Source organism: Corynebacterium jamesii, from assembly GCF_046097395.1.
Lineage (GTDB): Bacteria > Actinomycetota > Actinomycetes > Mycobacteriales > Mycobacteriaceae > Corynebacterium.
On the sequence record NZ_CP175789.1, the window covers coordinates 2,284,105 to 2,305,984 of the forward strand.

20 protein-coding genes are annotated in these 21,880 nt (G+C 60.0%); 17 read left to right on the plus strand and 3 right to left on the minus strand.

Translation table 11 applies throughout. The features are described from left to right. The first annotated feature begins 156 nt into the window (after positions 1-156). The 3 genes from ACKFRT_RS10230 to ACKFRT_RS10240 are packed head-to-tail and all read left to right on the plus strand — an operon-like array spanning position 157 to position 2,386. Positions 157-465 (plus strand): hypothetical protein, encoded by a 309-nt coding sequence (locus tag ACKFRT_RS10230; protein WP_408925194.1) that lies wholly within the window; start codon positions 157-159, stop codon positions 463-465. Beyond that, complete coding sequence (locus ACKFRT_RS10235) at positions 462-2,135, plus strand: hypothetical protein (protein WP_408925195.1); 1,674 nt, start codon at positions 462-464, stop codon at positions 2,133-2,135. The genes ACKFRT_RS10230 and ACKFRT_RS10235 overlap by 4 nt, the downstream gene beginning before the upstream one ends. After that, positions 2,132-2,386 carry a hypothetical protein gene (locus ACKFRT_RS10240; protein ID WP_408925196.1) on the plus strand — a complete coding sequence of 85 codons (255 nt, stop codon included), beginning with the start codon at positions 2,132-2,134 and terminating at the stop codon, positions 2,384-2,386. The genes ACKFRT_RS10235 and ACKFRT_RS10240 overlap by 4 nt, the downstream gene beginning before the upstream one ends. A gap of 9 nt (positions 2,387-2,395) precedes the next feature. Here the strand turns inward: ACKFRT_RS10240 and ACKFRT_RS10245 are convergent, their stop codons facing one another. Further along, a complete protein-coding gene (locus ACKFRT_RS10245) occupies positions 2,396-3,271 on the minus strand; it encodes a dienelactone hydrolase family protein (RefSeq protein ID WP_408926101.1) in 876 nt (291 codons plus the stop codon). 61 nt (positions 3,272-3,332) lie between these two features. Here ACKFRT_RS10245 and glmS point away from each other — a divergent pair, with 61 nt between their 5' ends. The 9 genes from glmS to groL all read left to right on the plus strand — a co-directional run bounded on the left by glmS (position 3,333) and on the right by groL (position 15,512). Continuing rightward, positions 3,333-5,195 (plus strand): glutamine--fructose-6-phosphate transaminase (isomerizing), encoded by a 1,863-nt coding sequence (gene glmS, locus ACKFRT_RS10250; RefSeq protein WP_408925197.1) that lies wholly within the window; start codon positions 3,333-3,335, stop codon positions 5,193-5,195. 79 nt (positions 5,196-5,274) lie between these two features. Next, positions 5,275-6,930, plus strand: coding sequence for an alanine racemase (gene alr, locus ACKFRT_RS10255; protein ID WP_408925198.1), 1,656 nt, complete (start codon positions 5,275-5,277; stop codon positions 6,928-6,930). Positions 6,931-7,432: 502 nt separating this feature from the next. After that, positions 7,433-8,161 (plus strand): hypothetical protein, encoded by a 729-nt coding sequence (locus ACKFRT_RS10260; protein WP_408925199.1) that lies wholly within the window; start codon positions 7,433-7,435, stop codon positions 8,159-8,161. Positions 8,162-8,167: 6 nt separating this feature from the next. Beyond that, entirely contained in the window at positions 8,168-8,851 is a 684-nt protein-coding gene (locus tag ACKFRT_RS10265) for a hypothetical protein (protein WP_408925200.1), read from the plus strand. Between the two features lie 30 nt (positions 8,852-8,881). Beyond that, positions 8,882-10,294, plus strand: a complete 1,413-nt coding sequence (locus ACKFRT_RS10270; RefSeq protein ID WP_408925201.1) for a serine/threonine-protein kinase — start codon at positions 8,882-8,884, stop codon at positions 10,292-10,294. Between the two features lie 91 nt (positions 10,295-10,385). Continuing rightward, positions 10,386-12,866: a tRNA (adenosine(37)-N6)-threonylcarbamoyltransferase complex transferase subunit TsaD gene (gene tsaD / locus ACKFRT_RS10275; RefSeq protein WP_408925202.1), complete on the plus strand. Its 2,481-nt coding sequence runs from the start codon at positions 10,386-10,388 to the stop codon at positions 12,864-12,866. Positions 12,867-12,940: 74 nt separating this feature from the next. Then, positions 12,941-13,369, plus strand: coding sequence for a hypothetical protein (locus ACKFRT_RS10280; RefSeq protein ID WP_408925203.1), 429 nt, complete (start codon positions 12,941-12,943; stop codon positions 13,367-13,369). Positions 13,370-13,580: 211 nt separating this feature from the next. Continuing rightward, on the plus strand, positions 13,581-13,880 hold the full coding sequence (groES, locus tag ACKFRT_RS10285) for a co-chaperone GroES (protein ID WP_296212798.1): 300 nt from the start codon (positions 13,581-13,583) through the stop codon (positions 13,878-13,880). A gap of 12 nt (positions 13,881-13,892) precedes the next feature. After that, positions 13,893-15,512 (plus strand): chaperonin GroEL, encoded by a 1,620-nt coding sequence (gene groL, locus ACKFRT_RS10290; RefSeq protein ID WP_408925204.1) that lies wholly within the window; start codon positions 13,893-13,895, stop codon positions 15,510-15,512. Positions 15,513-15,655: 143 nt separating this feature from the next. On the opposite strand, the gene ACKFRT_RS10295 is transcribed toward groL, so the two are convergent. Further along, entirely contained in the window at positions 15,656-15,961 is a 306-nt protein-coding gene (locus tag ACKFRT_RS10295) for a WhiB family transcriptional regulator (RefSeq protein ID WP_408925205.1), read from the minus strand. Positions 15,962-16,414: 453 nt separating this feature from the next. Here ACKFRT_RS10295 and ACKFRT_RS10300 point away from each other — a divergent pair, with 453 nt between their 5' ends. Together ACKFRT_RS10300 and ACKFRT_RS10305 are read left to right on the plus strand one after the other, a co-directional pair. Continuing rightward, positions 16,415-16,984, plus strand: coding sequence for a sigma-70 family RNA polymerase sigma factor (locus tag ACKFRT_RS10300; protein WP_296212809.1), 570 nt, complete (start codon positions 16,415-16,417; stop codon positions 16,982-16,984). Positions 16,985-17,030: 46 nt separating this feature from the next. Next, on the plus strand, positions 17,031-17,918 hold the full coding sequence (locus ACKFRT_RS10305; protein WP_408925206.1) for a hypothetical protein: 888 nt from the start codon (positions 17,031-17,033) through the stop codon (positions 17,916-17,918). A gap of 25 nt (positions 17,919-17,943) precedes the next feature. Here the strand turns inward: ACKFRT_RS10305 and ACKFRT_RS10310 are convergent, their stop codons facing one another. Then, positions 17,944-18,342, minus strand: coding sequence for a DUF5319 domain-containing protein (locus ACKFRT_RS10310; RefSeq protein WP_408926102.1), 399 nt, complete (start codon positions 18,340-18,342; stop codon positions 17,944-17,946). A gap of 300 nt (positions 18,343-18,642) precedes the next feature. On the opposite strand from ACKFRT_RS10310, the gene guaB reads away from it, so the two are divergent. Genes guaB through ACKFRT_RS10325 form a run of 3 tightly spaced genes read left to right on the plus strand, consistent with a single transcriptional unit; the run spans position 18,643 to position 21,855 of the window. Beyond that, positions 18,643-20,178 carry an IMP dehydrogenase gene (guaB, locus tag ACKFRT_RS10315; protein WP_296213151.1) on the plus strand — a complete coding sequence of 512 codons (1,536 nt, stop codon included), beginning with the start codon at positions 18,643-18,645 and terminating at the stop codon, positions 20,176-20,178. A 53-nt stretch (positions 20,179-20,231) separates the two neighbouring features. Further along, the gene (locus tag ACKFRT_RS10320; RefSeq protein WP_408925207.1) at positions 20,232-21,398 is read left to right on the plus strand and encodes a GuaB3 family IMP dehydrogenase-related protein; all 1,167 of its coding nucleotides are present in this window, start codon (positions 20,232-20,234) and stop codon (positions 21,396-21,398) included. 25 nt (positions 21,399-21,423) lie between these two features. Next, complete coding sequence (locus ACKFRT_RS10325) at positions 21,424-21,855, plus strand: hypothetical protein (RefSeq protein ID WP_408925208.1); 432 nt, start codon at positions 21,424-21,426, stop codon at positions 21,853-21,855. The last annotated feature ends 25 nt before the right edge of the window (positions 21,856-21,880 follow it).

A 21,880-nucleotide genomic window follows, 5' to 3' on the forward strand; every position in this document is an offset into this window, starting at 1 on the left:
CACCGATCGGACGGAAATTGGCACTGGGAATTCCCCGCGAACCTTTCTGACATCCGCGCAGTATAACTGTGCGGATGTTTTTTAGTGCGCAGTGTTGGCATGCCGGGGTGCATGCTGTGAAGGCGCTGCCGGGGAATTCAAGGGGGACAAAAAACCGTGGGGGAGTTACACGTAGAACCAGCGATCGCCGCAGATCGGGCGGCGGCGCTACAGGAGGAGCAGCAAAGCTGGGCAGATCATTTGGGCGGTAACCGTCCGAACGTGCCTGTAGCGGCATTTGGGGCGGGGTTGCAGGCTAAGGCGCAGCAGTTCCTGGAGCTGGTGGATCAGGGGCATTCGGTGCGGCTGAACCACGCTCTGCGCCTAGCCAAAGCCGGTGAAGATCTAGTGGGATTGGTTGATCGGGTGGATCAGGCGGAGCAGGAAAACGCCACCAGTCTGATCGCAGGGGGTGGCTGGGCATGACGGGCTCTTTGGATCTACGTCTGAACGCTGCGCTCGATGTCATGGCACGCTATGGCGCACCGGTGGACGGGGCGAAAACTGCGGCGTCATTCACCCACGGCATGAACCCAGAGACCATCCGCACCTCGCTTGGTCCCGTAAGCAACCAGAAACAGCAGGCACCCCGGCTGAACGGCGAAGCGTACGCGGAGGAAAGTCTGGACGGGATGGCGTATTCGAAGCCGCGCAACGCTACAGAGAAAGCGGGCAAGGAGCAGCGCGACCATGAGCACTGCGTGCAGGATCGCTGCGTGGCGGTGAGGGATACTGCCGAGATCATGGATACGACCTCGGAAAAATCAGTGAGCACCATTGAGGACATTGCCGAAAAGCTCGAGGTCTTCGGGCTGGCGGTGATTGGCATGATGGCTGGTGGAAAAATAATGATGGATCTGCTGGCAAAGGCTGCGGGGAAGCTTTCCGAGAACATTATTCGCAGCCGCAACAAGTGCCTGGATAAGACGTTGGATCAGTTGATTTGCGACGCGAAGCCTGCCAGCGAGCCTGGGAACTCGGACAAGCCGGTGTGCCATGATCCGAAGCCCGAACAGATTACGTGCCCGGAGCCGGTCAAGAAGCCCCACGTGGACTGTCCTGCACCGAAGAGCTCTGCTCCTGAGCCGTCGGGCCCTGCGCCTACGGTAGTGACGCCCCCTCCGGCGCCCGAGCAACCGTGTGAAACTGGGCCTACACATCACCACGCACCTCAGGCGGCGGCTCAGGTGGTTACGCAGACAGCTATGGCGCACATTCCGCAACCGGCCCCTGCGCCTGCTCCGGCGCCAGTGGCTACTCCAGCGCCGGTGCCCGAGCAGATGCCTATGCCCACGCAGTCGCTGGTGCCACCGCCCCCGCCGCCGGCTCCACCGGCGCCTCCGTTGGCGGGATCCTTGCAGATCAACATTCAGGGTGCGGTGAAATTGTGGGAGGAGATCGTACATTGCGCCACTGAGGCTCTTGCGCCGCCCACGGAGAACTGTCCGCCGCAGGCAGCCGAACCTCAGCCGGCGCCGGAGCCCGCCCCGGCGACAGAGTCGGCGCCGCCTGCGGAAGAGGTCGTTCACCGAGACGAGTGCGTAGTCGAGCAGCATAAATGTACCGCCCCGACCGAAGCTGAAGTGGAACAGAAGCCGGTGGGGAATCCTCAGCCGGAGCCGACGCCGGAACCAGAGCCGAAGCCCGAACCAGAGCCCGACTGCGAGGAACCCAAGCCGGAGCCGAAGCCCGAACCAGAGCCCGACTGCGAGGAACCCAAGCCGGAGCCGAAGCCTGAACCCGAGCCGAAGCCTGACTGCGAGGAGCCCAAGCCGGAGCCGAAGCCCCACTGCGAGGAACCTAAGCCGGAGCCCGAGCACAAGGCGCCAGCGCCACCATCAAGCGACACGAAGGGGGAACCGATCACGCCCGCCGCTCCGGGGAACTCTAGTACGCCGCACCAGCCTCCTCACCCCGCACCGCACCCGGAGGCACACCCGAGACCGCAGCCAGCACCGTCTACGCAGTGGACTCCGGACGTGTGGGTATCCGCAGCGGGAGCTGCATCCATTGAAGTGACAGGAACCTCTGTGGAACTGGCTGGCGCGGGAGCTGCGGCAGTGGGCGTCCACATCGAAAGGAGCGGTGAGTGGTGACCCGCAGAGAGGAACTAACGGCGCGCTACCAGCGCATCGTCGACGAATACATGTCGGAGGTCGAAGAATCGGTGCGAGAGTTCGAGGAAACTCTCAAAGAGTGCACGCGCCAGCTCGAAGAAGCCAAAAAGGCGCAGGGAGACAAGGAAAAACAGCCGGGTAGCACCAGGGCTACTGGTGTGGCTTCTGTCGGAGGCAACGTCGGCCCAAGCTATGGCGCCCGCGGGCTTCGCGGACGGATTTTCGACTAAGGAGCAGGCCTAGAGGAACTCCGCCAGACGCTCGTCTAGGTCTACGTTCTCGGGCAGGTTCTTGTACAGCTCGTGCTGGGTTGCAGTGCGAGTCTTCTTCAGCTCGGCGTGGCCGTCGCGGAAAGACTTGTACTTGTCTTCGTGCTCAGCAAGAACGAAGCCGGTCATCAGACCACGCGCCAGCTCCTGTTGGCCGAACTGCGGCAGGCCGGAACCCAGTGCAAAGTTGCGGAGGTACTTTTCGTGGAAGCCATTGGCAGAGGCGGCCAACAGCTCGCGGTAAACAACGTCGCCACCCCAGTGCGCAGCCATACGCTTGGCGTTACCCATCGGAGTTTCCCCCAGACGGCCAGCCTCCAGCAGCAGGCCTGGAGCCTTCACGTACTTTGCAGCCTCCGTCGCATCCGGGGAAGTATCCGCCGGGTACACGGCCATCACGCCGGCGATGGTGGGCTGGGTCTCGTACCCCTCCAGCTCGCTGCGGTGGCGGCGACCCGTCGCTGCCAGCACGGCGGCCGAAGCACCCATGCCGTGGCCAGCCAGGTACAGTTCGTTCGGCTGCACGGTGATGTTGCCGTTGCCCAGTCGCACACCGGCCAGAATCTGCAGTGCAGTTTCCAGATCCGCGGCGAAACCCCGGTGGTTCGGGGCAATACCCTTTTCGGTGTCCGGTGCCGCCACCGCGAAGCCCCAGCTGGCCAGGTGGCGCAGTAACGCGTGGTAGGAATCCACGCCGACACGCCAGTCGTGCCCGAAAGCGATTCCGGGGATGCCGTTGCCTTCCGCCGGGGTATACACGCGCCCCGGAATTCCAGCGAAGTTCAGGTCGCCTACCATCACGCGGTGCGGGCCACGCTTGCCCAAGCGGGTAATCAGGTTCTTCATCTTATCTGCCACAGCCTCTCACCTTACCGAAATCGAGTGACCATTGTGTATCGTCAGAGGCATGTGTGCAATTGTTGGCTACGTAGGTAACTCCGAGGCCCTCCAAATCGGTTTGGATGCGCTGGAGCGAATGGAATACCGCGGATATGATTCCGCAGGCATCGCAGTTGTCGAGCAGGGTTCCCTGCACCTCGAAAAGAAGGAAGGCAAGCTGCAAAACCTGATCGACCGGATCGATGAGGTCGGTCGCGAAAGCTTCCAGGGCTCCACATGTATCGGCCACACCCGCTGGGCCACCCATGGCCGCCCGAACGACGTCAACGCACACCCTCACCGCTCCTTCGATGGCAAGGCCGCCATCGTCCACAACGGCATCATCGAAAACTTCTCCACCCTGCGTGCCGAGATCGAGGCCGCTGGAATCGAGCTGGAATCCGAGACCGACTCTGAGGTCGCTGCACACCTGCTGGCGCTCGCCTACAACGAGGGCGAGACCGCGGGCGACTTCCAGGCCTCCGCGCTGCAGGTTCTCTCCCGTCTGGAGGGGGCCTTCACCGTGCTGTTCGTCCACGCCGACCACCCGGGCACCATCATTGCCGGCCGTCGCTCTACTCCGCTCATTGTTGGCGTGGGTGAGGGCGAGACGTTCCTAGGTTCCGACGTGGCCGCGTTCATCGATCGCACGAAGAACGCTGTGGAGTTGGGGCAGGACAACGCAGTCGTCATCACCGCCGGCTCTTACGACATCTACGACTTCGACGGCAATCCGGTGGAGGGTAAGCCCTTCACCATCGACTGGGACTTGGATGCCGCGCAGAAGGACGGTTTTGATTCCTTCATGATGAAGGAGATCCACGAGCAGCCCGCCGCCGTCCGCGACACTCTGGCGGGCCACTTCGATGGCCGCCGCATTGTCTTGGACGAACAGCGCCTGTCCGACGAGGACCTGCGCGGTGTGGAGAAGGTCTTTGTCGTCGCCTGTGGCTCGGCCTACCACTCTGGCCTGCTGGCCAAGTACGCCATCGAGCACTGGGTGCGCCTGCCCGTCGAGATCGAGGTTGCCAGCGAATTCCGCTACCGCGACCCGGTGCTGGATCAGCGCACCCTCGTCGTGGCTGTCTCCCAGTCCGGCGAGACCGCCGACACCCTAGAGGCTGTGCGCCACGCGAAGATGCAGGGCGCCCGCGTGCTGGCCGTCTGTAACACCAACGGTTCGCAGATTCCGCGCGAGTCCGACGCAGTGCTGTATACCCACGCCGGCCCCGAGATCGGTGTGGCCTCCACGAAGGCTTTCCTGGCGCAGGTTGCCGCGAACTACCTGGTGGGCTTGGCTCTGGCTCAGGCCCGCGGCACGAAGTACGCCGACGAGATCGCGGAAATCTACTACGCCCTGGAGGCCATCCCGGAGAAGATTGAGAAGACCCTTGGCCTGCGCCAGCAGATCCTGCAGTTGTCCGAGGATCTCGGTCCGGTGAAGACCATGCTGTTCCTGGGGCGCCACGTCGGCTTCCCGGTCGCCCTCGAGGGTGCACTGAAGCTGAAGGAGCTGGCCTACATCCACGCCGAGGGCTTCGCCGCCGGTGAGCTTAAGCACGGCCCGATCGCCCTGATTGAGGACGACCTGCCCGTCGTCGTGGTCGTCCCCAGCCCGAATGGTCGCCCGGTTCTGCACTCCAAGATCGTCTCCAACATTCAGGAGATACGCGCCCGCGGCGCCAAGACCATCGTCATTGCGGAAGAAGGCGACGAGGCTGTGCGCCCGTACGCCAACTGGCTGCTGGAGATCCCGGGCACTACCTCCCTGATGCAGCCGCTGTTGTCTACTGTGCCTCTGCAGTTCTTGGCCGCCGACATTGCGCGCCAGTGCGGCAACCAGGACATCGATAAGCCACGCAACCTGGCCAAGTCCGTCACCGTCGAATAGCTCGGGTTTCTTTCTTATCGACGCCCCCTGCCGTGCCCCGTTTCCTGGAATTCCAGGAGGGGTGGCTAAGGTTATGAACATGTCGGATCGTCACCTTGCGGAATTAGTCGTTGACCTGGAAGCCATTGCGCACAATGTGCGGGTGTTCCGTAAGGCTGCGGCGCCCGCCGGGGTGATGGCGGTGGTGAAAGCCGATGCGTATAACCACGGGGTGGACAAAGTAGCGCCGGCAATGCTCGATGCCGGAGTCGAACAGTTGGGAGTGGCAACACTCGGGGAGGCCTTGCAACTGCGGGAGTTGTTGCGGGCAAAGGGGGAGCGCTATCTTCACGCCCCCATCACCGCGTGGATGTGGATGCCCACCGATGACCTAAGGGACGTTTTCGCCGAGGAGATCACTATAGGTATTCCCTCGTTGGCACATGCACGCACCCTGGTAGAGCAGGCCGTCCGCGCGGACGTGCCGGTGCGAGCATCCCTCATGGTGGATACAGGTCTGTCCCGTTCCGGGGTGAGCCCCGCCGAATGGGAAGCGACGGTGCAGCTGCTGGCCGCGCATACTGAACATGTGAACGTCACCGGTGTGATGAGCCATATGGCTAGCGCCGATGAGCCACAGTCACCGGCTAACGACCTGCAGGCTACCCGCTTTGCGGAAGCTATCGAGTTTTGCCGCGCCCGCGGCTTGCAGGTGCCCCGCAATCACATTGCCAACACACCGGCTACGCTCAACCGCCCGGAGGTGCGCCACCAACTGGTCCGACCGGGCGTCGGGCTATATGGCATCGACCCGGCAGGGGCGGGCGTCGAGCTTCGTCCGGCGATGACGCTGCGCGCCCGAGTTATCACGACCCGTGTGGTGCCCAAAGGCGAGGGTGTGAGCTATAACCACACGTGGCGGGCACAGCGAGACACCCGCACAGCAGTGGTGGCGCTGGGCTACGCCGATGGGCTGCCGCGCAGCGTGTCGGGGAAGATGCAGGTGACAATCAACGGGCGTGCATATCCGCAGATCGGGCGGGTATGCATGGATCAGATCGTGGTGGAACTCGGCTCGGCGGAAGAACCCACCGACGTGAAGCCAGGAGACTGGGCGGTGATTTTCGGCCCGGGTGGCACAAGTGTTGACGACTTTGCGGAGTTGGCGGGAACGATTAGCTATGAAGTGCTGACGATGCCCCGCGGGCCGCGGATTGCGCGTGTCTTTAGTGGCGGGGAGCCCGACTTTTCCGCGGACGGGTCGCGCGACGTAGCCACTGCGGAGGACATGCGCCAGTTGGGAGAACAACTAGGCGCGGCGCTGCAGGCAGGGACCGTCGTCGTGCTCTCCGGTCCGCTGGGAGCAGGGAAGACGACGCTGACTCAGGGACTGGCTTCCGGGCTCGGGGTGAAAGGGCGCGTGCAATCGCCGACTTTCACCATCGTACGAACCCACCGCGCCGGACAGCGCGGTGTGGGACTGCTGCACATGGATGCTTATCGCCTGCTGGGGGCAGACGTGGATCAGGGAATCGAGCCTGGGCGCCACATTGACCGCAACGAGGTGCTCGACGCACTAGAAAGTTTGGACATCGACGCGGACATCGATGATGTGGTTGTGGTGGCCGAATGGGGGCGCGGGGTGGTCGAACCACTGAGCGAAACTGTGCTGGATGTGCAGATCGAACGCGGTAGTGTGGCCGGCGATGAAGGCGACGCTGCCGACACCCGTACCGTGACATGGCACTGGAAGTAGCCTGCCTCGCCGGGTAAACAACCTTGGCAGGTGCTTCTCTGGTAGTTTCTCGGGGGCTTTTCTGGCAGTTTCTTAGGAAAAACTGGGGAATCTCTCGGGTAGGTTTGCTCGGGTAGGGGTTGATGTGTAAAAATGGTTAACGAATCACCGTGAGGGGTGTTTCACAAGACGCTGGCACTGAAGGGCCTGATCAACCCGCCAGGCGTACACCGTCCCTGAGAGGTTTACTGCGAGAGCCTCTCAGGGATTTCTTGTTTCTTAGCGGTGCCGCCTTGAACGTGAGCTCTTTATTACCAATGTCTGGGGAGCGCTCCCGACAAATCAACAAATGTGCTTAAAAGTAAGTAATCATGAGGCTGTGAGTTACCACATGGTTCTCAACAAACCAACCAAACAACAGCTGGATTCGTGGCCTGAATCCGGTTGCGTACCAGCAGTATGCTCCGCGGTATGATTCCCAAGGGAGAATGTCTGCGATAAACACGTTTCGAGGAGAATGCACATGACTACTTCAAAGAAGTTGCTGGCGCTGGGAGCTGCGGCAATTACCACGCTTTCAATCGCGGCATGTTCAGAGGATGATGCTCCGCAGGCGGAGCAATCATTCGAGGTGCAATCTTCGACCGCAGAATCTTCTTCCCCGGAGTCCACGAGTTCTGAGTCAGAGACTCCTTCCGCTTCCGCCAAAAATGAGAAGGAAGCCGAGCCAACTTTGGTTGATCCTGCGAATTCGCTTGAGCTGAGCAATGGAAAATTTCGCTTAACCAAGGACGAAGCCGGCCCCGGTTCTCCGGAGGACATCGTCACCTCATATCCGGAAATGCCCGATTATGGCTTTTCGGAGCTGCAGGTAACCGTGCCACGAGCTGAAAGGAACGGGATCATGCAGTACAAGAAGGGTTCAAAACTAGAGCTCAAGATTGCTGCGGCTGATCTCTCAAAGGTTCCTTTTGAAGAAAGAGAATGGGCGGCACTGGACTTCAAGCTGCTAGACGAAAGCGGTGCTGACGTCTTAAAGGGGCAGAATATTCGTCCCGAATGGTTGCCGGGCTATCAAAATGTGAATTACGATGAGATCAAGTTTGAGAATAAGGATATCAAGCTATCGGATTACTCTGAGGCAAATGTTGCTTATGACCTCGAAAAGGCGGGGAAATTCACCCTTGAAATCGAGGTTGCAATCCCAGGCTACAAGCCATTTAACATTAGTCAGCCTCTAGTTGTTGCCTAAGTCGAAATGTTAGCTGCCACTGATGGATCACACCTCATCGTCGATGATTTGATCGGAACCCGCAGGGTTTTATCTCAAGCAGTTAGTGTGACCCTTGGCCGGGCATCTGAATTCCCCATTGGAGCAGACGACCCTGCTATGCATCGCGCTTTTTTGCATTTCTGGTGTGACCATGGGATGTGGATGGTGCGCAATGTAGGCAGTTTCATTTCGGCTACCATTCAGCCGTCCTATGAAACCACCACGTATTCACCGGTTCGTCTCACTCCGGGGATGCAGTGGCCCCTCCCCGCAGGTACGAATTTCATTCTTTTTGCGACTAGAAACTTGCGGTATGAGATTGAAGTGACGGTTGTCCGACCAGTTGATTCCGTTCCGCGAATGAATACTCCCCTGGCTCCATTCACAATGGGGACATTTGATCCAAATATCGAGCAGCAGCAGGTGTTAGCTGCACTAGCAGCGCCGCTTCACCGTGACCCAAGTGCAGATCCGCGCATTGTGGTTCCTTCTGTGAAAGACCTTGCATGCCAGTTAGGCTGGGGAGAAAAGAAAACCTCGCAGAAGATTCAGTACATGGCGGAGACGTTGAAGAGGTTGGGTGTTCCACAGTTTCAGGATGGAGTGAACATCCCGTGGCGCATCGTGCTTGCGAAGTTCGCAGCGGAAAATCCGCATTTGTACTCTTAGTTCTACTTGCTCGTATTCACCATGTTCACCATGAATTTTTCCAAAGCCCCTGTCTCTGAAGACTTCTTAAATGATTTAAGTGCCCTGGGGTACTCAAACGTCCAACAGCTTGGACAAGGTGGTATGGGCACCGTATTTCGTGCTTACAAGCGAAATCTGGATCGGACAGTGGCAATCAAGGTTGTTTCCCAGGATCGTGTTTCTAACTCTGAATATGTCCAGAGGTTCTACGCGGAGATGCGCACCATGGCAGCGCTTGATCACCCTGCGATCGTTCCTGTATACGACGGGGGAGTGACCTCACATGGTTTTCCGTACTTCACAATGAAGTACATCGATGGTGAGAATCTTTATGACTTCCTACACCGACGTCGAGCATCGCGCCAGCTTCTTACTGTTCAGGAAGTTGTGCAGATTCTGGCTCCAATTGCCAGTGCGCTTGACTATCTCGCGGCGCTACCGAATCCTGTGGTTCATCGAGATATCAAGCCGGCTAATATTTTGTTGCCCTCTTCAGGGATGAACGGTATTCCGGCTTTGCTGACGGATTTCGGTATTGCAATTGATCGAGAATCCACTCGTATGACTCGGGTAGGGATGCGTATCGGTACAGATGGATACATTGCACCCGAATTGTTGGTTACGAAAGACGTGGCGGAACCTCCGCAACCGGATGCGTTGAGTGAACAGTATTCACTGGGTCTGGTTGCTTTTGAGCTGTTAACGGGCATTTACGTTCGTGGCTCCGTGACGTATGAACAGTGGGCTGTAAATCGACCAGTGCCAGAGCTTAAAGGGGAATTGATAAACCCCGCGGATGCTTCACACGTTAAGAAGCTCAATGAGGTCTTCGCGAAAGTTTTGGACGGTGACCCGAAGAAGCGTTTTGCAACCGCCTCGGCCTTTATTTCTGCTTTGCACTCCGTAGAAATGGAGCAGCAGTCAGAGCATGTGAAGCGAGGAGCGAAGCACAAAGGCGTTCCGAAGAAACTACTAGTGCTTGCCACGGCCGGAATGATGGTGGTCGTGATCGCTGCGGCAGTCTTTTCTTATCTGACCGCGCCCCAATGGGAAGGGGAAGATGCAGTTTTAGCTGACACTTTCCCACACATCGTGAGCCAGAATTCCGGAGGAGAAGGATGGCAGTCTACGTCGTGCGAACATCGAGAACCAAGCAGTGGAGAGCTTGCCCGTATTGCCTGTAACTCGGGGCAATTTAGCGTGGTTGTTGCTCACTTCGAATCGGTGGAGGCGAGGAATGCCGTGATACCAGTCGAAGGTGCTCAAACAATGAGATCAAGTCGATGCAGTGCGTTAACTATGCCGATGGGTTCAGGCGATTCTGCCTACGGGGTGTTTCCACAAGGTGATCTAGCCGCCTACGGGTTTATTGTTTCTGGGGACAACGCTGAGGATCTGCGGTTGAAACTTCCGATCTGTTAGCCTCCTGCTACGCGTCGCCATCTTTGTTGTACTAAGTCGTATTAGGGCATTAATTCGAGCTGACCACACAAGAAGCCTAAACTTGGTCACCATGATCAACGTGCTGGCCGTCGATACCTCCACCAATTACGTCACTTGTGGTGTTGTCCGCATTTCCGCCAACGGCCAAGTCCGTGTGCTGGCGGAGCGTCTGGTGGATAACGTTCGCGGCCACATGGAACTACTCGCCCCCAACATTCAGGCTTGTCTGGACGAAGCCTCGTTTTCCCCGCGCGATCTGCACACCGTTGTAGTCGGTACCGGCCCAGGTCCGTTTACGGGGCTACGGGTTGGCATGGCTACCGCTGCTGCTTTTGGCGACGCCCTCTCGATTCCCGTGCACGGAGTTCCCAGCGCAGCTGGCACCGTGTGGGAACACGTCGTTTCCCAGGTGGGTGCGAAGGCCTTCGGCGATTACCTTGTTGTCTCCGATGCACGTCGCCGGGAGTTCTACCACTCCCGGATCAGTTTTGTTCAGGGCGTAGCAGGGCAGTTGTGCTCGGAGGTGCAGGTTCCGGCTTCTGTCCACGCTCCCGATGTGGTGCTGGACATACAGCGACGAGTGGATCGCTGGCCTCTACGAGTCCTGAGTGCCTCGGCGGTGGCCGATCAGGTTCAGGAGCTATGCGCCTGCCAGGAAGGTTGCCAGGTGGAGAGCCTGGATGCTCACCCCACGCCGCGTGGCCTCGTGCTTGCTGCGTTGGAATCCCTTGGCTCAGTCCCCGGGCTGCTCACAGATGCTCCAGCGTTGCGGGCACTGTACCTGCGCCGTCCGGATGCGAAGGAGCCAGCGGCGAAGGCGATTTCGAAGGCACTGGATTTCTCCCGAGTAGGGGATCCGCATTTGGAGGTAAGCGAGCCTGAAAGCACGGCGGGGGCGGCCGCGGTGACTAATGCAGAGCCCGCTGTGGATGCTTCCCCTCACGGCGCCCGGGTACGCCAGCTCAAGGTCACTGACGCGCCGGCATGTGCGACCATTGAGCAGCGACTCTTTACTGAAGATTCCCCCTGGTCAGCCGATGCGGTCGTTAGTGAGATTGCTGCGCCGCATACGCACTGCCTCGGCTTGGAGGCCGCCGGTGAACTTGTCGGATACGCCATCCTCGCAGTCGGTGGCCCGGCGCACGATCCGGAAGGGGAGATCCACACCATCGGTATCCTTCCCGAGTGGCAGGGTAAGGGATTGTCCAAACTACTCGTGGATCCCCTCGTCACTATTGCCGACCGCCTGGGAGCCCCGATTTTCCTGGAGGTTCGCACCGACAATCAGCCCGCCGTGAGCCTCTACGAACGCTACGGCTTCACCATCGAAGGCACGCGCAAAGACTATTATCAGCCTTCTGGGGCCGATGCCTTCACCATGGTGCGCCCTGGTTTTATTGCTGACGCCATCCCGGCCCCAGAGGTCGAAACTCCAGATCGACCCCGCTATATCCTGGGTGTCGAAAGCTCCTGCGACGAAACTGGTGTGGGGATTATCGCCAGTACCTCAACTGCCGACGGTGCCGAACAGCTGGAGATCATCGCGGACAAAGTGGCTTCCTCGATGGAACAGCACGCCCGTTTCGGTGGAGTGGTTCCGGAGATTGCCTCCCGTGCCCACCTGGAGGCTATGCAACCGACGATGCGCGCCGCACTGGTGGAGGCGCGCGCGAACGTCCCAGGCTTCCATACTCCGGACGTGGTGGCTGCGACCGTAGGCCCTGGCCTTGCTGGAGCTTTGCTGGTCGGCGCCGCTGCGGCGAAGGCCTACGCGCTGGCGTGGGAGGTGCCCTTCTACGGCGTGAACCACCTGGGTGGACACGTGGCTGTGGGGACGCTCAGTGAAGGAGATGCGGCGGATACTACGGATATTACTGCCCCCGGAGAGGATCTCAGCAATGCAATCGCTTTGCTGGTCAGCGGTGGGCACACGCAGATTCTCCACGTCTCCGGCGTGGGTTCCCCGATGGAGGAGCTTGGCAGCACACTCGACGACGCAGCAGGTGAGGCCTATGACAAGGTCGCTCGTTTGTTGGGGTTGGGCTATCCCGGAGGCCCTGTTATCGACCGACTAGCGGCTCAGGGGAACCCGCAAGCTATAGCCTTCCCGCGCGGCATGATGCGCCAGCAGGACTCGCGCTATGATTTTTCCTTCTCCGGCCTCAAGACCGCCGTCGCCCGCTATGTCGAGAAGGCCGATAAGGAGGGTGCAAGCGTTCCGATTGAAGATGTGTGCGCTTCCTTCCAGGAGGCGGTGGTGGATGTCCTCATTACTAAGGCGCTGCGCGCCTGTGAAGATAAAAATGCCCGCGTCATGCTGCTCGGTGGAGGTGTGTCCGCGAATAGGCGCTTGCGTGACGTGGCGGCGCGCAGGTGCGGAGAAGTGGGCGTCCACCTAAAAATCCCGCAGGCAAAGCTCTGCACCGATAACGGCGTGATGATCGCCGCATTGGCCGCGCGACTGGTTGTTGCGGGAGAGGAGCCGAGTGGTTTATCCACGCCCACAGATCCTTCGCTCGATGTGGAAGAGCCCATCCTGCGTAATCCCTAATTTGCTGGCAAGATGGGTAATGACTGTGTAAAAATTCACAACTCTCTCATCACACATCTAGCTAGGAGCTCACGATGGCACGCAGCATGCTGGTAACGCCTGATCTGCAGGCGAAGGAACTGGATATCGATCTTTCGGAGGCCGCCGATGTCCTCGGCGGCAGCGAGCAGGACCGTCTGCACGTCGTTTTCGTGGAGAGTGGCCTAACGGTCGCCGCCATTTACTCCTCCGATGCGCGCAAGGCGGAGAACCCGGAGCCGAACCCGCTGGCTTCCATGGGGCGCAAGGAACAGGAGACCGGTGATTCCGCCTTCATTTCCGATCCGACCCGCGCCATCATCGGCCCGGTACTGTTCGTCGGCGACGAGGGAGAGGACCTGACCGACGAGGATGTTGAGTCCATTCACACCGGCATTCGTGCGGTGGAGAACTACAAGGCGGACAACGCTGAGGATTACCAGCTGTGGCACGACGCGGTCATTAACCTGACCAAGGGCGTCTAACTTTTCGAGCACCAGCTCCTGGTGCTGGAGCCCAGTGTAGGCACCTAGCACTGGAGTTGGTTGAGCGTTAGCACTTGCGAGGGTAGAGTGCCAGATAGGTTGTTTGACTCACAGTTGTTCACCCGCGACGACGGCTGTATCTGGAAAACCAACCGGCACAACAGTTCACAAGAGTGAAACCTACAGCTCGAATACACGGAGGTATTCAATCGTGGCTAACGTCAACATCAAGCCCCTTGAGGACCGCGTCCTCGTCCAGATCGTTGAGGCGGAGACGACCACCGCATCCGGCCTGGTCATCCCGGACTCCGCAAAGGAGAAGCCGCAGGAGGCTACCGTCATCGCAGTCGGCCCCGGCCGCTGGGCAGATGACGACGACCGCATCCCGATGGATGTGAAGGAGGGCGACACCGTCGTCTTCTCCAAGTACGGCGGCACCGAGCTGAAGTACGACGGCGAAGAGTACCTGCTGCTGAGCCAGCGCGACATCCTCGCTGTCATCGAAAAGTAAGCGGGTAGCTGCATGTCAAAACTCATCGCATTTGATCAAGAGGCCCGCGAGGGTCTGCAGAAGGGCGTAGACGCTCTGGCGGACGCGGTGAAGGTGACCCTGGGCCCGCGCGGCCGCAATGTCGTGCTGGACAAGGCCTTCGGTGGCCCGACCGTGACGAATGATGGCGTGACCATTGCGCGCGATATCGACCTGGAGGATCCGTTCGAGAACCTGGGCGCCCAGCTGGTGAAGTCCGTCGCCATCAAGACCAACGACATCGCCGGCGACGGCACCACTACGGCCACACTGCTGGCACAGGCTCTGATTAACGAAGGTCTGCGCACCGTGGCAGCTGGTGCCAACCCGATTGCTGTGAACCGCGGCATCGCCCAGGGCACCGAGCGCGTGCTGGAGCTGCTGCGCGAGCTGGCGCAGCCAGTTGCCGACAACGCCGCTATCGCTAATGTCGCCACTGTGTCTTCCCGCGACGAGAAGATCGGCGCCATGGTTGCCGATGCCTTCGACAAGGTGGGTAAGGACGGCGTGGTGACCGTCGAGGAGTCCCAATCCATCGAGGACGAGTCGATCGTTACCGAGGGTGTCTCCTTCGACAAGGGTTACCTCTCCCCGTACTTCGTGACGGATCAGGAGACCGGCCACGCTGTGCTGGAGAACCCGGTGATCCTGCTGGTGCGCGAGAAGATCTCTTCCCTGCCGGACTTCCTGCCGGTTCTGGAGAAAGTTGCTAACTCCGGCAAACCACTGCTGATCGTCGCCGAAGATATCGAGGGCGAGCCGCTGCAGATGCTGGTGCTAAACGCCATCCGCAAGTCCCTGAAGGTTGCTGCAGTGAAGTCTCCGTACTTCGGTGACCGCCGCGCGGCGTTCATGGACGACCTGGCCATCGTGACGGGCGCTACCGTCATCGATAGCGAGCTGGGGCACAAGCTCTCCGAGACCACCCTGGAGCAGCTGGGCTCCGCCCGTCGCGTGAACATCACGAAGGAAGAGACCGTGCTGGTCGACGGCGCTGGCTCTGCCGAGGCTGTCGAGGAGCGCCGCAATCAGATCCGTGCCGACATCGAGCGCACCGACTCTTCCTGGGACAAGGAGAAGTTCGAGGAGCGTCTGGCGAAGCTGTCCGGTGGCGTGGCCGTCATCCGTGCCGGTGGTGCTACCGAGACTGAGGTCAACGAGCGCAAGCTGCGCATCGAGGATGCGATTAATGCCGCCCGTGCCGCCAGCCAGGAAGGTGTAATCGCCGGTGGTGGCTCTGTGCTGGTGCAGATTGCCGCCGAGATCGAGGAGCTATCCCGCCAGGCAGAGGGGGACGAGGGCATCGGTCTACGTTCCCTGGCGCGCGCCCTGCGCCGTCCGACCTATTGGATCGCTGACAACGCCGGCCTGGATGGTGCCGTGGTAGTTGCTAAGACTGCCGAGCAGCCCAACGGTTCTGGCTTTAATGCCGCCACCCTGGAGTACGGCGATCTGTTGGGTCAGGGCATCATTGACCCGGTGAAGGTCACCCACTCCGCTGTGGTGAACGCAACGTCCGTAGCCCGTATGGTGCTGACGACCGAGACCGCTGTGGTGGACAAGCCCGCAGAACCGGCCGCACAGGCGGGCGGACACGCGGGTCACGCACACTAGCGCTGTGAGCGCGAGCTAGCGGTTGATTCGCTAACGCGAGCCGCGTCTCGCCGCCACACATAAACAAAGAGGGGATGCTTCCCACGCTGTTGGTGTTGGGCAAGCATCCCATTTTTGTGTGCCTGTGCCGCAGAAGCTTGCTTTTAGGAGGCTACGCGGCGACCACGGTTGCGGGAGGTGGGGCGCAGGATGGCATCGCGTTCAGACTCGCTGAGGCCGCCCCAGATGCCGTAGGGCTCGCCCACGCTGAGTGCGTGGTTGCGGCACTGCTCGATGACCGGGCATTCGCGGCAGATGGCCTTGGCGCGGTGCTCACGCATAGCGCGAGCGCGGCCACGCTCGCCGTCCGGGTGGAAGAAGATGGAAGAATCGGCCCCGCGGCATGCGCCGTGAAGTTGCCATTCCCAAGTCGAAGAAGCTGGTCCCGGAAGCTGGCTGGGCTGTGGCATTAGGTGGTAACTCCTCGTGAAAAGTCAGTTGATCACTTGTAGTGACGTGAGAGAGGTTCCAATCCTTAAGTGAACTCTAAGTAACGAGTGGGTGCCATCCGGGTGTCGCGAGCCCGCCCGCGCGCTCATTATTCTGGATCTTATATATGTCTACCTGCAACAACGGTCTTAATTGAACAATGGATTAACATGTTTCCGCGCCACGCCCAGATTCCCCCAAAGGGGGGTTAAAAAATAACTGTATGGCTGCAAATTTGCTGGTTGGCTGCCAAGGGTGTTGGGGTTGGCTGAAAATGCTAAGGATTCATGGGAACATGTTCCAAGTTTGTTCAATTGCATGCGTATGAGGAGTATTCGAACGGTCCCCATCAGTCGAACAGGGGCTGTCGGCGCAGTGTGATAGTTTCAATCCACATTAATAAAGACGTACGAACGGTTGGCGGAGTAAAGGCGATGGCTGCAAGCGGTGGTGGAGACGAGGAGATCCAGGATCTCCTCCCTGCAGCTATTGCTCGAGATCGTCGAGCGGTAAATCGTCTAATTCAACTGATTCACCCCAAGGTAGTCCTCTTCTGCCGTGGCAAGCTGAGTGCGAATGGCTACCCTACGCCCGACGATGTTGCGCAGGATACCTGCATCGCTGTGGCCAAGGCGCTGCCAAGCTTCGAAGATCGGGGCGTGCCGTTCATGGCCTTTGTCTACCAGATCGCGCGCAATAAGATTACGGACGCCTACCGATATCAGGAACGGGACATGTCCGACCCCGTAGATGAAATTCCGGAAGGAGAGTCCTTCACGGATTCCCCCGAAGAGGTGTATTTAAACCTTGATTCGTGTAACGATTTAGCTCGAAAGCTCGATATTCTCAGTGAGAAATCACGAGAAATTATTCTCCTTCGGGTCGTTCATGGTTACAGTGCCGAGGAGACTGCGAGGATTGTGGGATCGAAACCCACGGCCGTTCGGGTGGCTCAGCACCGAGCGGTAATGAAGCTAAAGAAGCACGGAATTATCCAGAATTAGGTAACTACCTCCAGGTAGTTTTAAGAAAGAAAAGAGCTCAGGCGATATGGCGCAGAACGACGACTTCCGGGGGAGCGAGGAGAACTTCTCCTCCATCCTGGATGTTGATCGCATTCTCGATGCGATCGGCCAGGGTGAGCCGATTCCGGAGACGGAAAGCTTCGACTCTAACGACCCTGTTTTCACGGAGCTTATTGCCGCCCGTGAAGAGGCCTACCGGGATATTCCGCCCGCGCCGGACGTGAGTTATCTGTTTGACGAGGAAGTCGATTGGGAGGGGATTGAAGCTGGCGGTGCCGCCGGTGAGTCCAGTAACAGCTCCCGTTTGCTACGCACAGGTGCCAAAGCGGCTGCGGCTGGCAGTATCTCCCTGACCAGTATGCTGATCGCCGGTGGCGTGGCTGCCGCTATCGCCGTGGGCGGGCTGGGCATTGCTGCCTACACCAATTCGCATGATGCGCTGATCAAGCGCGAGGATACTGCGGAGAAGGATGTTTCCGAACTCGATAGCCCCAACGGTTCTGGTGAAGGCGTGTCCGGCAGGGAAGATGGCGCTCTGCACGAGGAAAACGTTGCGGATAAAAGCGATCGCAACGATAAGGGCCGTGACGATAAGCGCAAGAAAGATAAGGCCAAGGACAAATCAGGTAAGAAAACTTCGACGGAGAAGTCCAAGGCGCCGGAGGTAACGTCGGTGGAGGAAATCCCGACGACTACCATCCTGCTTGGTGGTACGGCCTCGGGCATGCCCGTGGAGCCGGAGCAGCCGGGTGGGCCACTGGAGCCGATCGAGACGACATCGAAGCAGCCTGCAGAACCGACATCGACATCTCGCACCAAGAAGCCAGCTCCGACTTCTACCGCGCCACGTCATCCGGAACCACTCCCCACGCTGACTGACTACAATTCCCCGCGCCCTGATGGCAGTGGTTAATCATTGGTGACGGAGTAGTAGGCGGCTATTTGCCCCACAAGAACGGTGGGCGCAAACCGTGGAACGCGAAATCGATTGCGTCCGCATAACCTAGGCAATAATCCCAGGTCACGTAATCATTCGGATCTGGCTGGGCAGAAGGCTCGTGCACCGGCACGAGCTCCTGGTTCAACATGGTCTGAATATTCGACTCGATGATGTCCCAGTCGTAGAAGTGGTTGTCGTTGCAGTCCTCGCACAGCATCGTGACCCCGCGAACCCCACGTGGCTCCAACAGCTTGCGGAAATCACGGACGTTTTTCAGATCCTCCCGCAGAGCCTGAACCTCATCGGGTGACAGTGGCGGAACGGCCTCGTCGAACTCGTCGGGATCCAGAAAAGACGCTGGGTCGTTAGGGTCATCAGCGAAAGGATCCGGCGGCATCTGATCGTGGTTAAAGCTCACACCAACACCGTACCCTGTAGCCACCCGAGAGCCCGCAACGCACCACAAAAGCACCACAAACGCACCACTAAAGTACCTTCCCCGGGGCAGCCTCGAAGCGCCAGTACCTGCCCTATGAATACTACGTAGCCCCGGCACACAAAAACGCGCCTCAAAGGGTTATTCTGTAGTACATCGGCGAGAAGACGGCGAAAACTCCCCAGGCGTGCACCGCACTGGCGAATTAGCGCCGCAGAATTTTTTTAGAGGAAGGTCGGGCAACCCGTGACGAACCCTGAGATGAACGCGAACACCAACCCAGTTTCCACCGGTGGCGACGACCCCAACAAGGTTGCACTGGTCGGACTGACTTTCGACGACGTCCTGCTGCTCCCCGCCGCCTCCGAGGTGATCCCCTCCGGCGTGGATACCTCCACCAAATTCACCCGCAACATCGACCTGAACATCCCGGTGGCCTCCGCGGCCATGGATACCGTCACTGAGGCTCGCATGGCAGTGGCCATGGCCCGTCACGGTGGCATCGGCGTGCTGCACCGCAACCTGTCCATCGAGGACCAGGCGCAGCAGGTGGAGATCGTCAAGCGCTCTGAGGCTGGCATGGTCACCGATCCCGTTACCGCCTCCCCGGACATGACCATCCAGGAAGTAGACGAGCTGTGCGCCCGCTACCGCATCTCCGGCCTACCGGTCGTGGACGACGAGGGCGTGCTGGTAGGCATCCTGACCAACCGCGACATGCGCTTCGAGACGGACTTCAGCCGCAAGGTCTCCGAGGCCATGACTCCCATGCCGCTGGTTGTCGCCCAGGAGGGCGTATCCGCCGAGGCCGCTCTGAGCTTGCTGTCGGAGCACAAGGTAGAAAAGCTGCCGATCGTTGACGGTGCTGGCAAGCTGACCGGCCTGATCACAGTCAAGGACTTCGCTAAGCGTGAGCAGTACCCACTGGCAGCTAAGGATTCCTCCGGTCGCCTGCTGGCCGCCGCCGGCATCGGCACTGGCGAGGATGCGTGGACCCGCGCAGGCAACCTGGTGGACGCTGGAGTGGACGTACTAATTGTCGATACCGCCCACGCTCACAACCGTGGCGTGCTGGACATGGTCTCTCGCGTGAAGAAAGAGTTCGGCGACCGCGTGGACGTCGTCGGAGGCAACCTGGCCACCCGCGAGGCCGCCCAGGCAATGGTCGACGCTGGAGCCGACGGCATCAAGGTCGGCATCGGCCCCGGCTCCATCTGCACCACCCGCGTCGTCGCGGGCGTTGGTGCCCCACAGATCACCGCCATCATGGAAGCAGCCGTTCCGGCCAAGAAGGCCGGCGTGCCGATCATCGCCGACGGAGGCATGCAGTTCTCCGGCGACATCGCCAAGGCGCTGGCCGCTGGGGCGTCCACAGTAATGCTGGGCTCTATGCTCGCCGGATCGGCCGAGACCCCCGGTGAGATCGTGACCATCAACGGCAAGCAGTACAAGCGCTACCGCGGCATGGGCTCCATGGGGGCCATGCAGGGCCGTGGCCTGAGCGGCGAGAAGCGTTCCTACTCCAAGGACCGCTACTTCCAGGCGGACGTCAAGTCCGAGGAGAAGCTGGTGCCGGAAGGCATCGAAGGCCGCGTACCGTTCCGCGGCTCCATCGGATCTATCCTGCACCAGCAGGTTGGTGGCCTGCGCGCAGCCATGGGTTACACCGGTGCGGCGACGATTCCGGAGCTGCACAATGCACGCTTCGTGCGCATCACCGGCGCAGGTCTGCGCGAATCGCACCCGCACGATGTGCAGGGCATCATGGAAGCGCCGAACTACAACCCGAACCGCTAAAGCACGCCCGCTACAGTACGCTAGCTAGAGCACTCTAAAGGAGCCATCCCGTCATGCAGGAATACGTGGACATCGGACGCTCGCGCACCGCGCGCCGGGTGTACGGCCTGAACCAGATCGACATTGTGCCGTCCCGGCGCACCCGCAGCTCGCACGATGTGGATACGTCGTGGAAGATCGACGCTTATTCCTTCGACATTCCGGTGATGACGCACCCGACCGATGCGATCGTTACGCCCGAGTTCGCCATCGAGTTTGGCCAGCTCGGCGGCCTACCGGTTATCAACGCCGAGGGTCTGTGGGGTCGCGTGGATGACCTGGATGCAGCTTTGAGCGGGGTCGTTGAAGCTGCCCGAAAAGCCGAGGTTTTCCTGTTCGAGGAGCAGGGGAGTGCCGCCACCACGGACCGAGATCTCTACGGTGCCAACGCGGAGCTGCAGCGCCTCCACGCGCTGGAGCTGAACGTGGATCTGCTGCAGGAGCGCCTGGACAAGGTTCGAGAATCTGGTGTGCGCTTCGCCGTCCGCGTATCCCCGCAGAATGCTCGCGAGCTCGCGCCGGTGCTGATTAAGTCTGGCATGGATCTGCTGGTGGTTCAGGGCACCCTGGTCTCTGCAGAGCACGTGCATCGCGACGGCGAGCCGTTGAACCTGAAGGAGTTCATCGGCAGCCTGGACATCCCGGTGATCGCCGGTGGCGTGGTGGACTACACCACTGCCATGCACCTGATGCGCACCGGCGCGGCGGGTGTGATCATCGGCTCTGGCCACACCACCAACAACGAGTCGCTGGGTATCGACGTGCCGATGGCTACCGCTATCGCCGATGCGGCCGCGGCGCGCCGCGACTACTTGGATGAGACGGGCGGCCGTTACGTCCACATCATTGCCGACTCCTCGCTGCACAATTCCGGTGACGTGGCCAAGGCTATCGCCTGTGGCGCGGATGCCGTTTCTCTTGGTCTTCCCCTGGCCACTGCAGCCTCCGCAGGTGCGCCGAACTGGTACTGGCCGTCCACTGCGGGGCACCCGAAGTTGCCACGTGGTCTGGTGGAAGAGGTAGGCCTGGGCGAGACACAGCCTCTGGAGGAGCTGCTGTTCGGGCCGACCACCAACCCGATTGGTGGAGAGAACATTATCGGCGCCCTGCGCCGCTCGATGGCCAAGTGTGGTTACACGGACATCAAGAGCTTCCAGAAGGTCGACTTGGTCGTCCGCTAGTACAGAAAGAACACAACTGATCCGAATGAAGTTTTCCCAGTGGTGGCAGCGCACAACTGAACGGCTGCCGATGCAGCTAGCGGTGCTGTCGTGGGCGTCAATAATAATCGGCGTGATCGGCATTATCGCCACGGTCGTGCTTTACCTGGGCTACCAGCCACAGCAGGGTGACGAGACCGTGAAGATGAACGTCGGCGCAACCGGCGTGATGGTCGGGCTGTACTTCTTTGCCTTTGCGCTGTTTGGAGCGATGATTATCCAGGGGCGTACGTGGGGTGTATCCGGGTTGGTGCTTACGCACATCACGCTGGTGTTGATTGCTATCACCGTGGTGCAATCGGGCGTGATCTGGCTGGCCACGATCCTCGGCGTGGTGGCCGTGGTATCGCTGGCCCTTATTTTCTCCCCGCCGTCGATGGACTGGTACAAGCAGCGCTTTGTAGACGGGCGGAGCTAGCTTCTCGCCAGCCCCGGCGACCGGT

Coding starts and splice junctions, on each gene's coding strand:
- ACKFRT_RS10235 (WP_408925195.1), top strand. CDS start 462: ATGACGGGCTCTTTGGATCTACGTCTGAACGCTGCGCTCGATGTCATG.
- ACKFRT_RS10245 (WP_408926101.1), bottom strand. CDS start 3,271: ATGAAGAACCTGATTACCCGCTTGGGCAAGCGTGGCCCGCACCGCGTG.
- glmS (WP_408925197.1), top strand. CDS start 3,333: ATGTGTGCAATTGTTGGCTACGTAGGTAACTCCGAGGCCCTCCAAATC.
- alr (WP_408925198.1), top strand. CDS start 5,275: ATGTCGGATCGTCACCTTGCGGAATTAGTCGTTGACCTGGAAGCCATT.
- ACKFRT_RS10260 (WP_408925199.1), top strand. CDS start 7,433: ATGACTACTTCAAAGAAGTTGCTGGCGCTGGGAGCTGCGGCAATTACC.
- ACKFRT_RS10265 (WP_408925200.1), top strand. CDS start 8,168: ATGTTAGCTGCCACTGATGGATCACACCTCATCGTCGATGATTTGATC.
- ACKFRT_RS10270 (WP_408925201.1), top strand. CDS start 8,882: ATGAATTTTTCCAAAGCCCCTGTCTCTGAAGACTTCTTAAATGATTTA.
- tsaD (WP_408925202.1), top strand. CDS start 10,386: ATGATCAACGTGCTGGCCGTCGATACCTCCACCAATTACGTCACTTGT.
- ACKFRT_RS10280 (WP_408925203.1), top strand. CDS start 12,941: ATGGCACGCAGCATGCTGGTAACGCCTGATCTGCAGGCGAAGGAACTG.
- groL (WP_408925204.1), top strand. CDS start 13,893: ATGTCAAAACTCATCGCATTTGATCAAGAGGCCCGCGAGGGTCTGCAG.
- ACKFRT_RS10295 (WP_408925205.1), bottom strand. CDS start 15,961: ATGCCACAGCCCAGCCAGCTTCCGGGACCAGCTTCTTCGACTTGGGAA.
- ACKFRT_RS10300 (WP_296212809.1), top strand. CDS start 16,415: ATGGCTGCAAGCGGTGGTGGAGACGAGGAGATCCAGGATCTCCTCCCT.
- ACKFRT_RS10305 (WP_408925206.1), top strand. CDS start 17,031: ATGGCGCAGAACGACGACTTCCGGGGGAGCGAGGAGAACTTCTCCTCC.
- ACKFRT_RS10310 (WP_408926102.1), bottom strand. CDS start 18,342: ATGCCGCCGGATCCTTTCGCTGATGACCCTAACGACCCAGCGTCTTTT.
- guaB (WP_296213151.1), top strand. CDS start 18,643: ATGAACGCGAACACCAACCCAGTTTCCACCGGTGGCGACGACCCCAAC.
- ACKFRT_RS10320 (WP_408925207.1), top strand. CDS start 20,232: ATGCAGGAATACGTGGACATCGGACGCTCGCGCACCGCGCGCCGGGTG.
- ACKFRT_RS10325 (WP_408925208.1), top strand. CDS start 21,424: ATGAAGTTTTCCCAGTGGTGGCAGCGCACAACTGAACGGCTGCCGATG.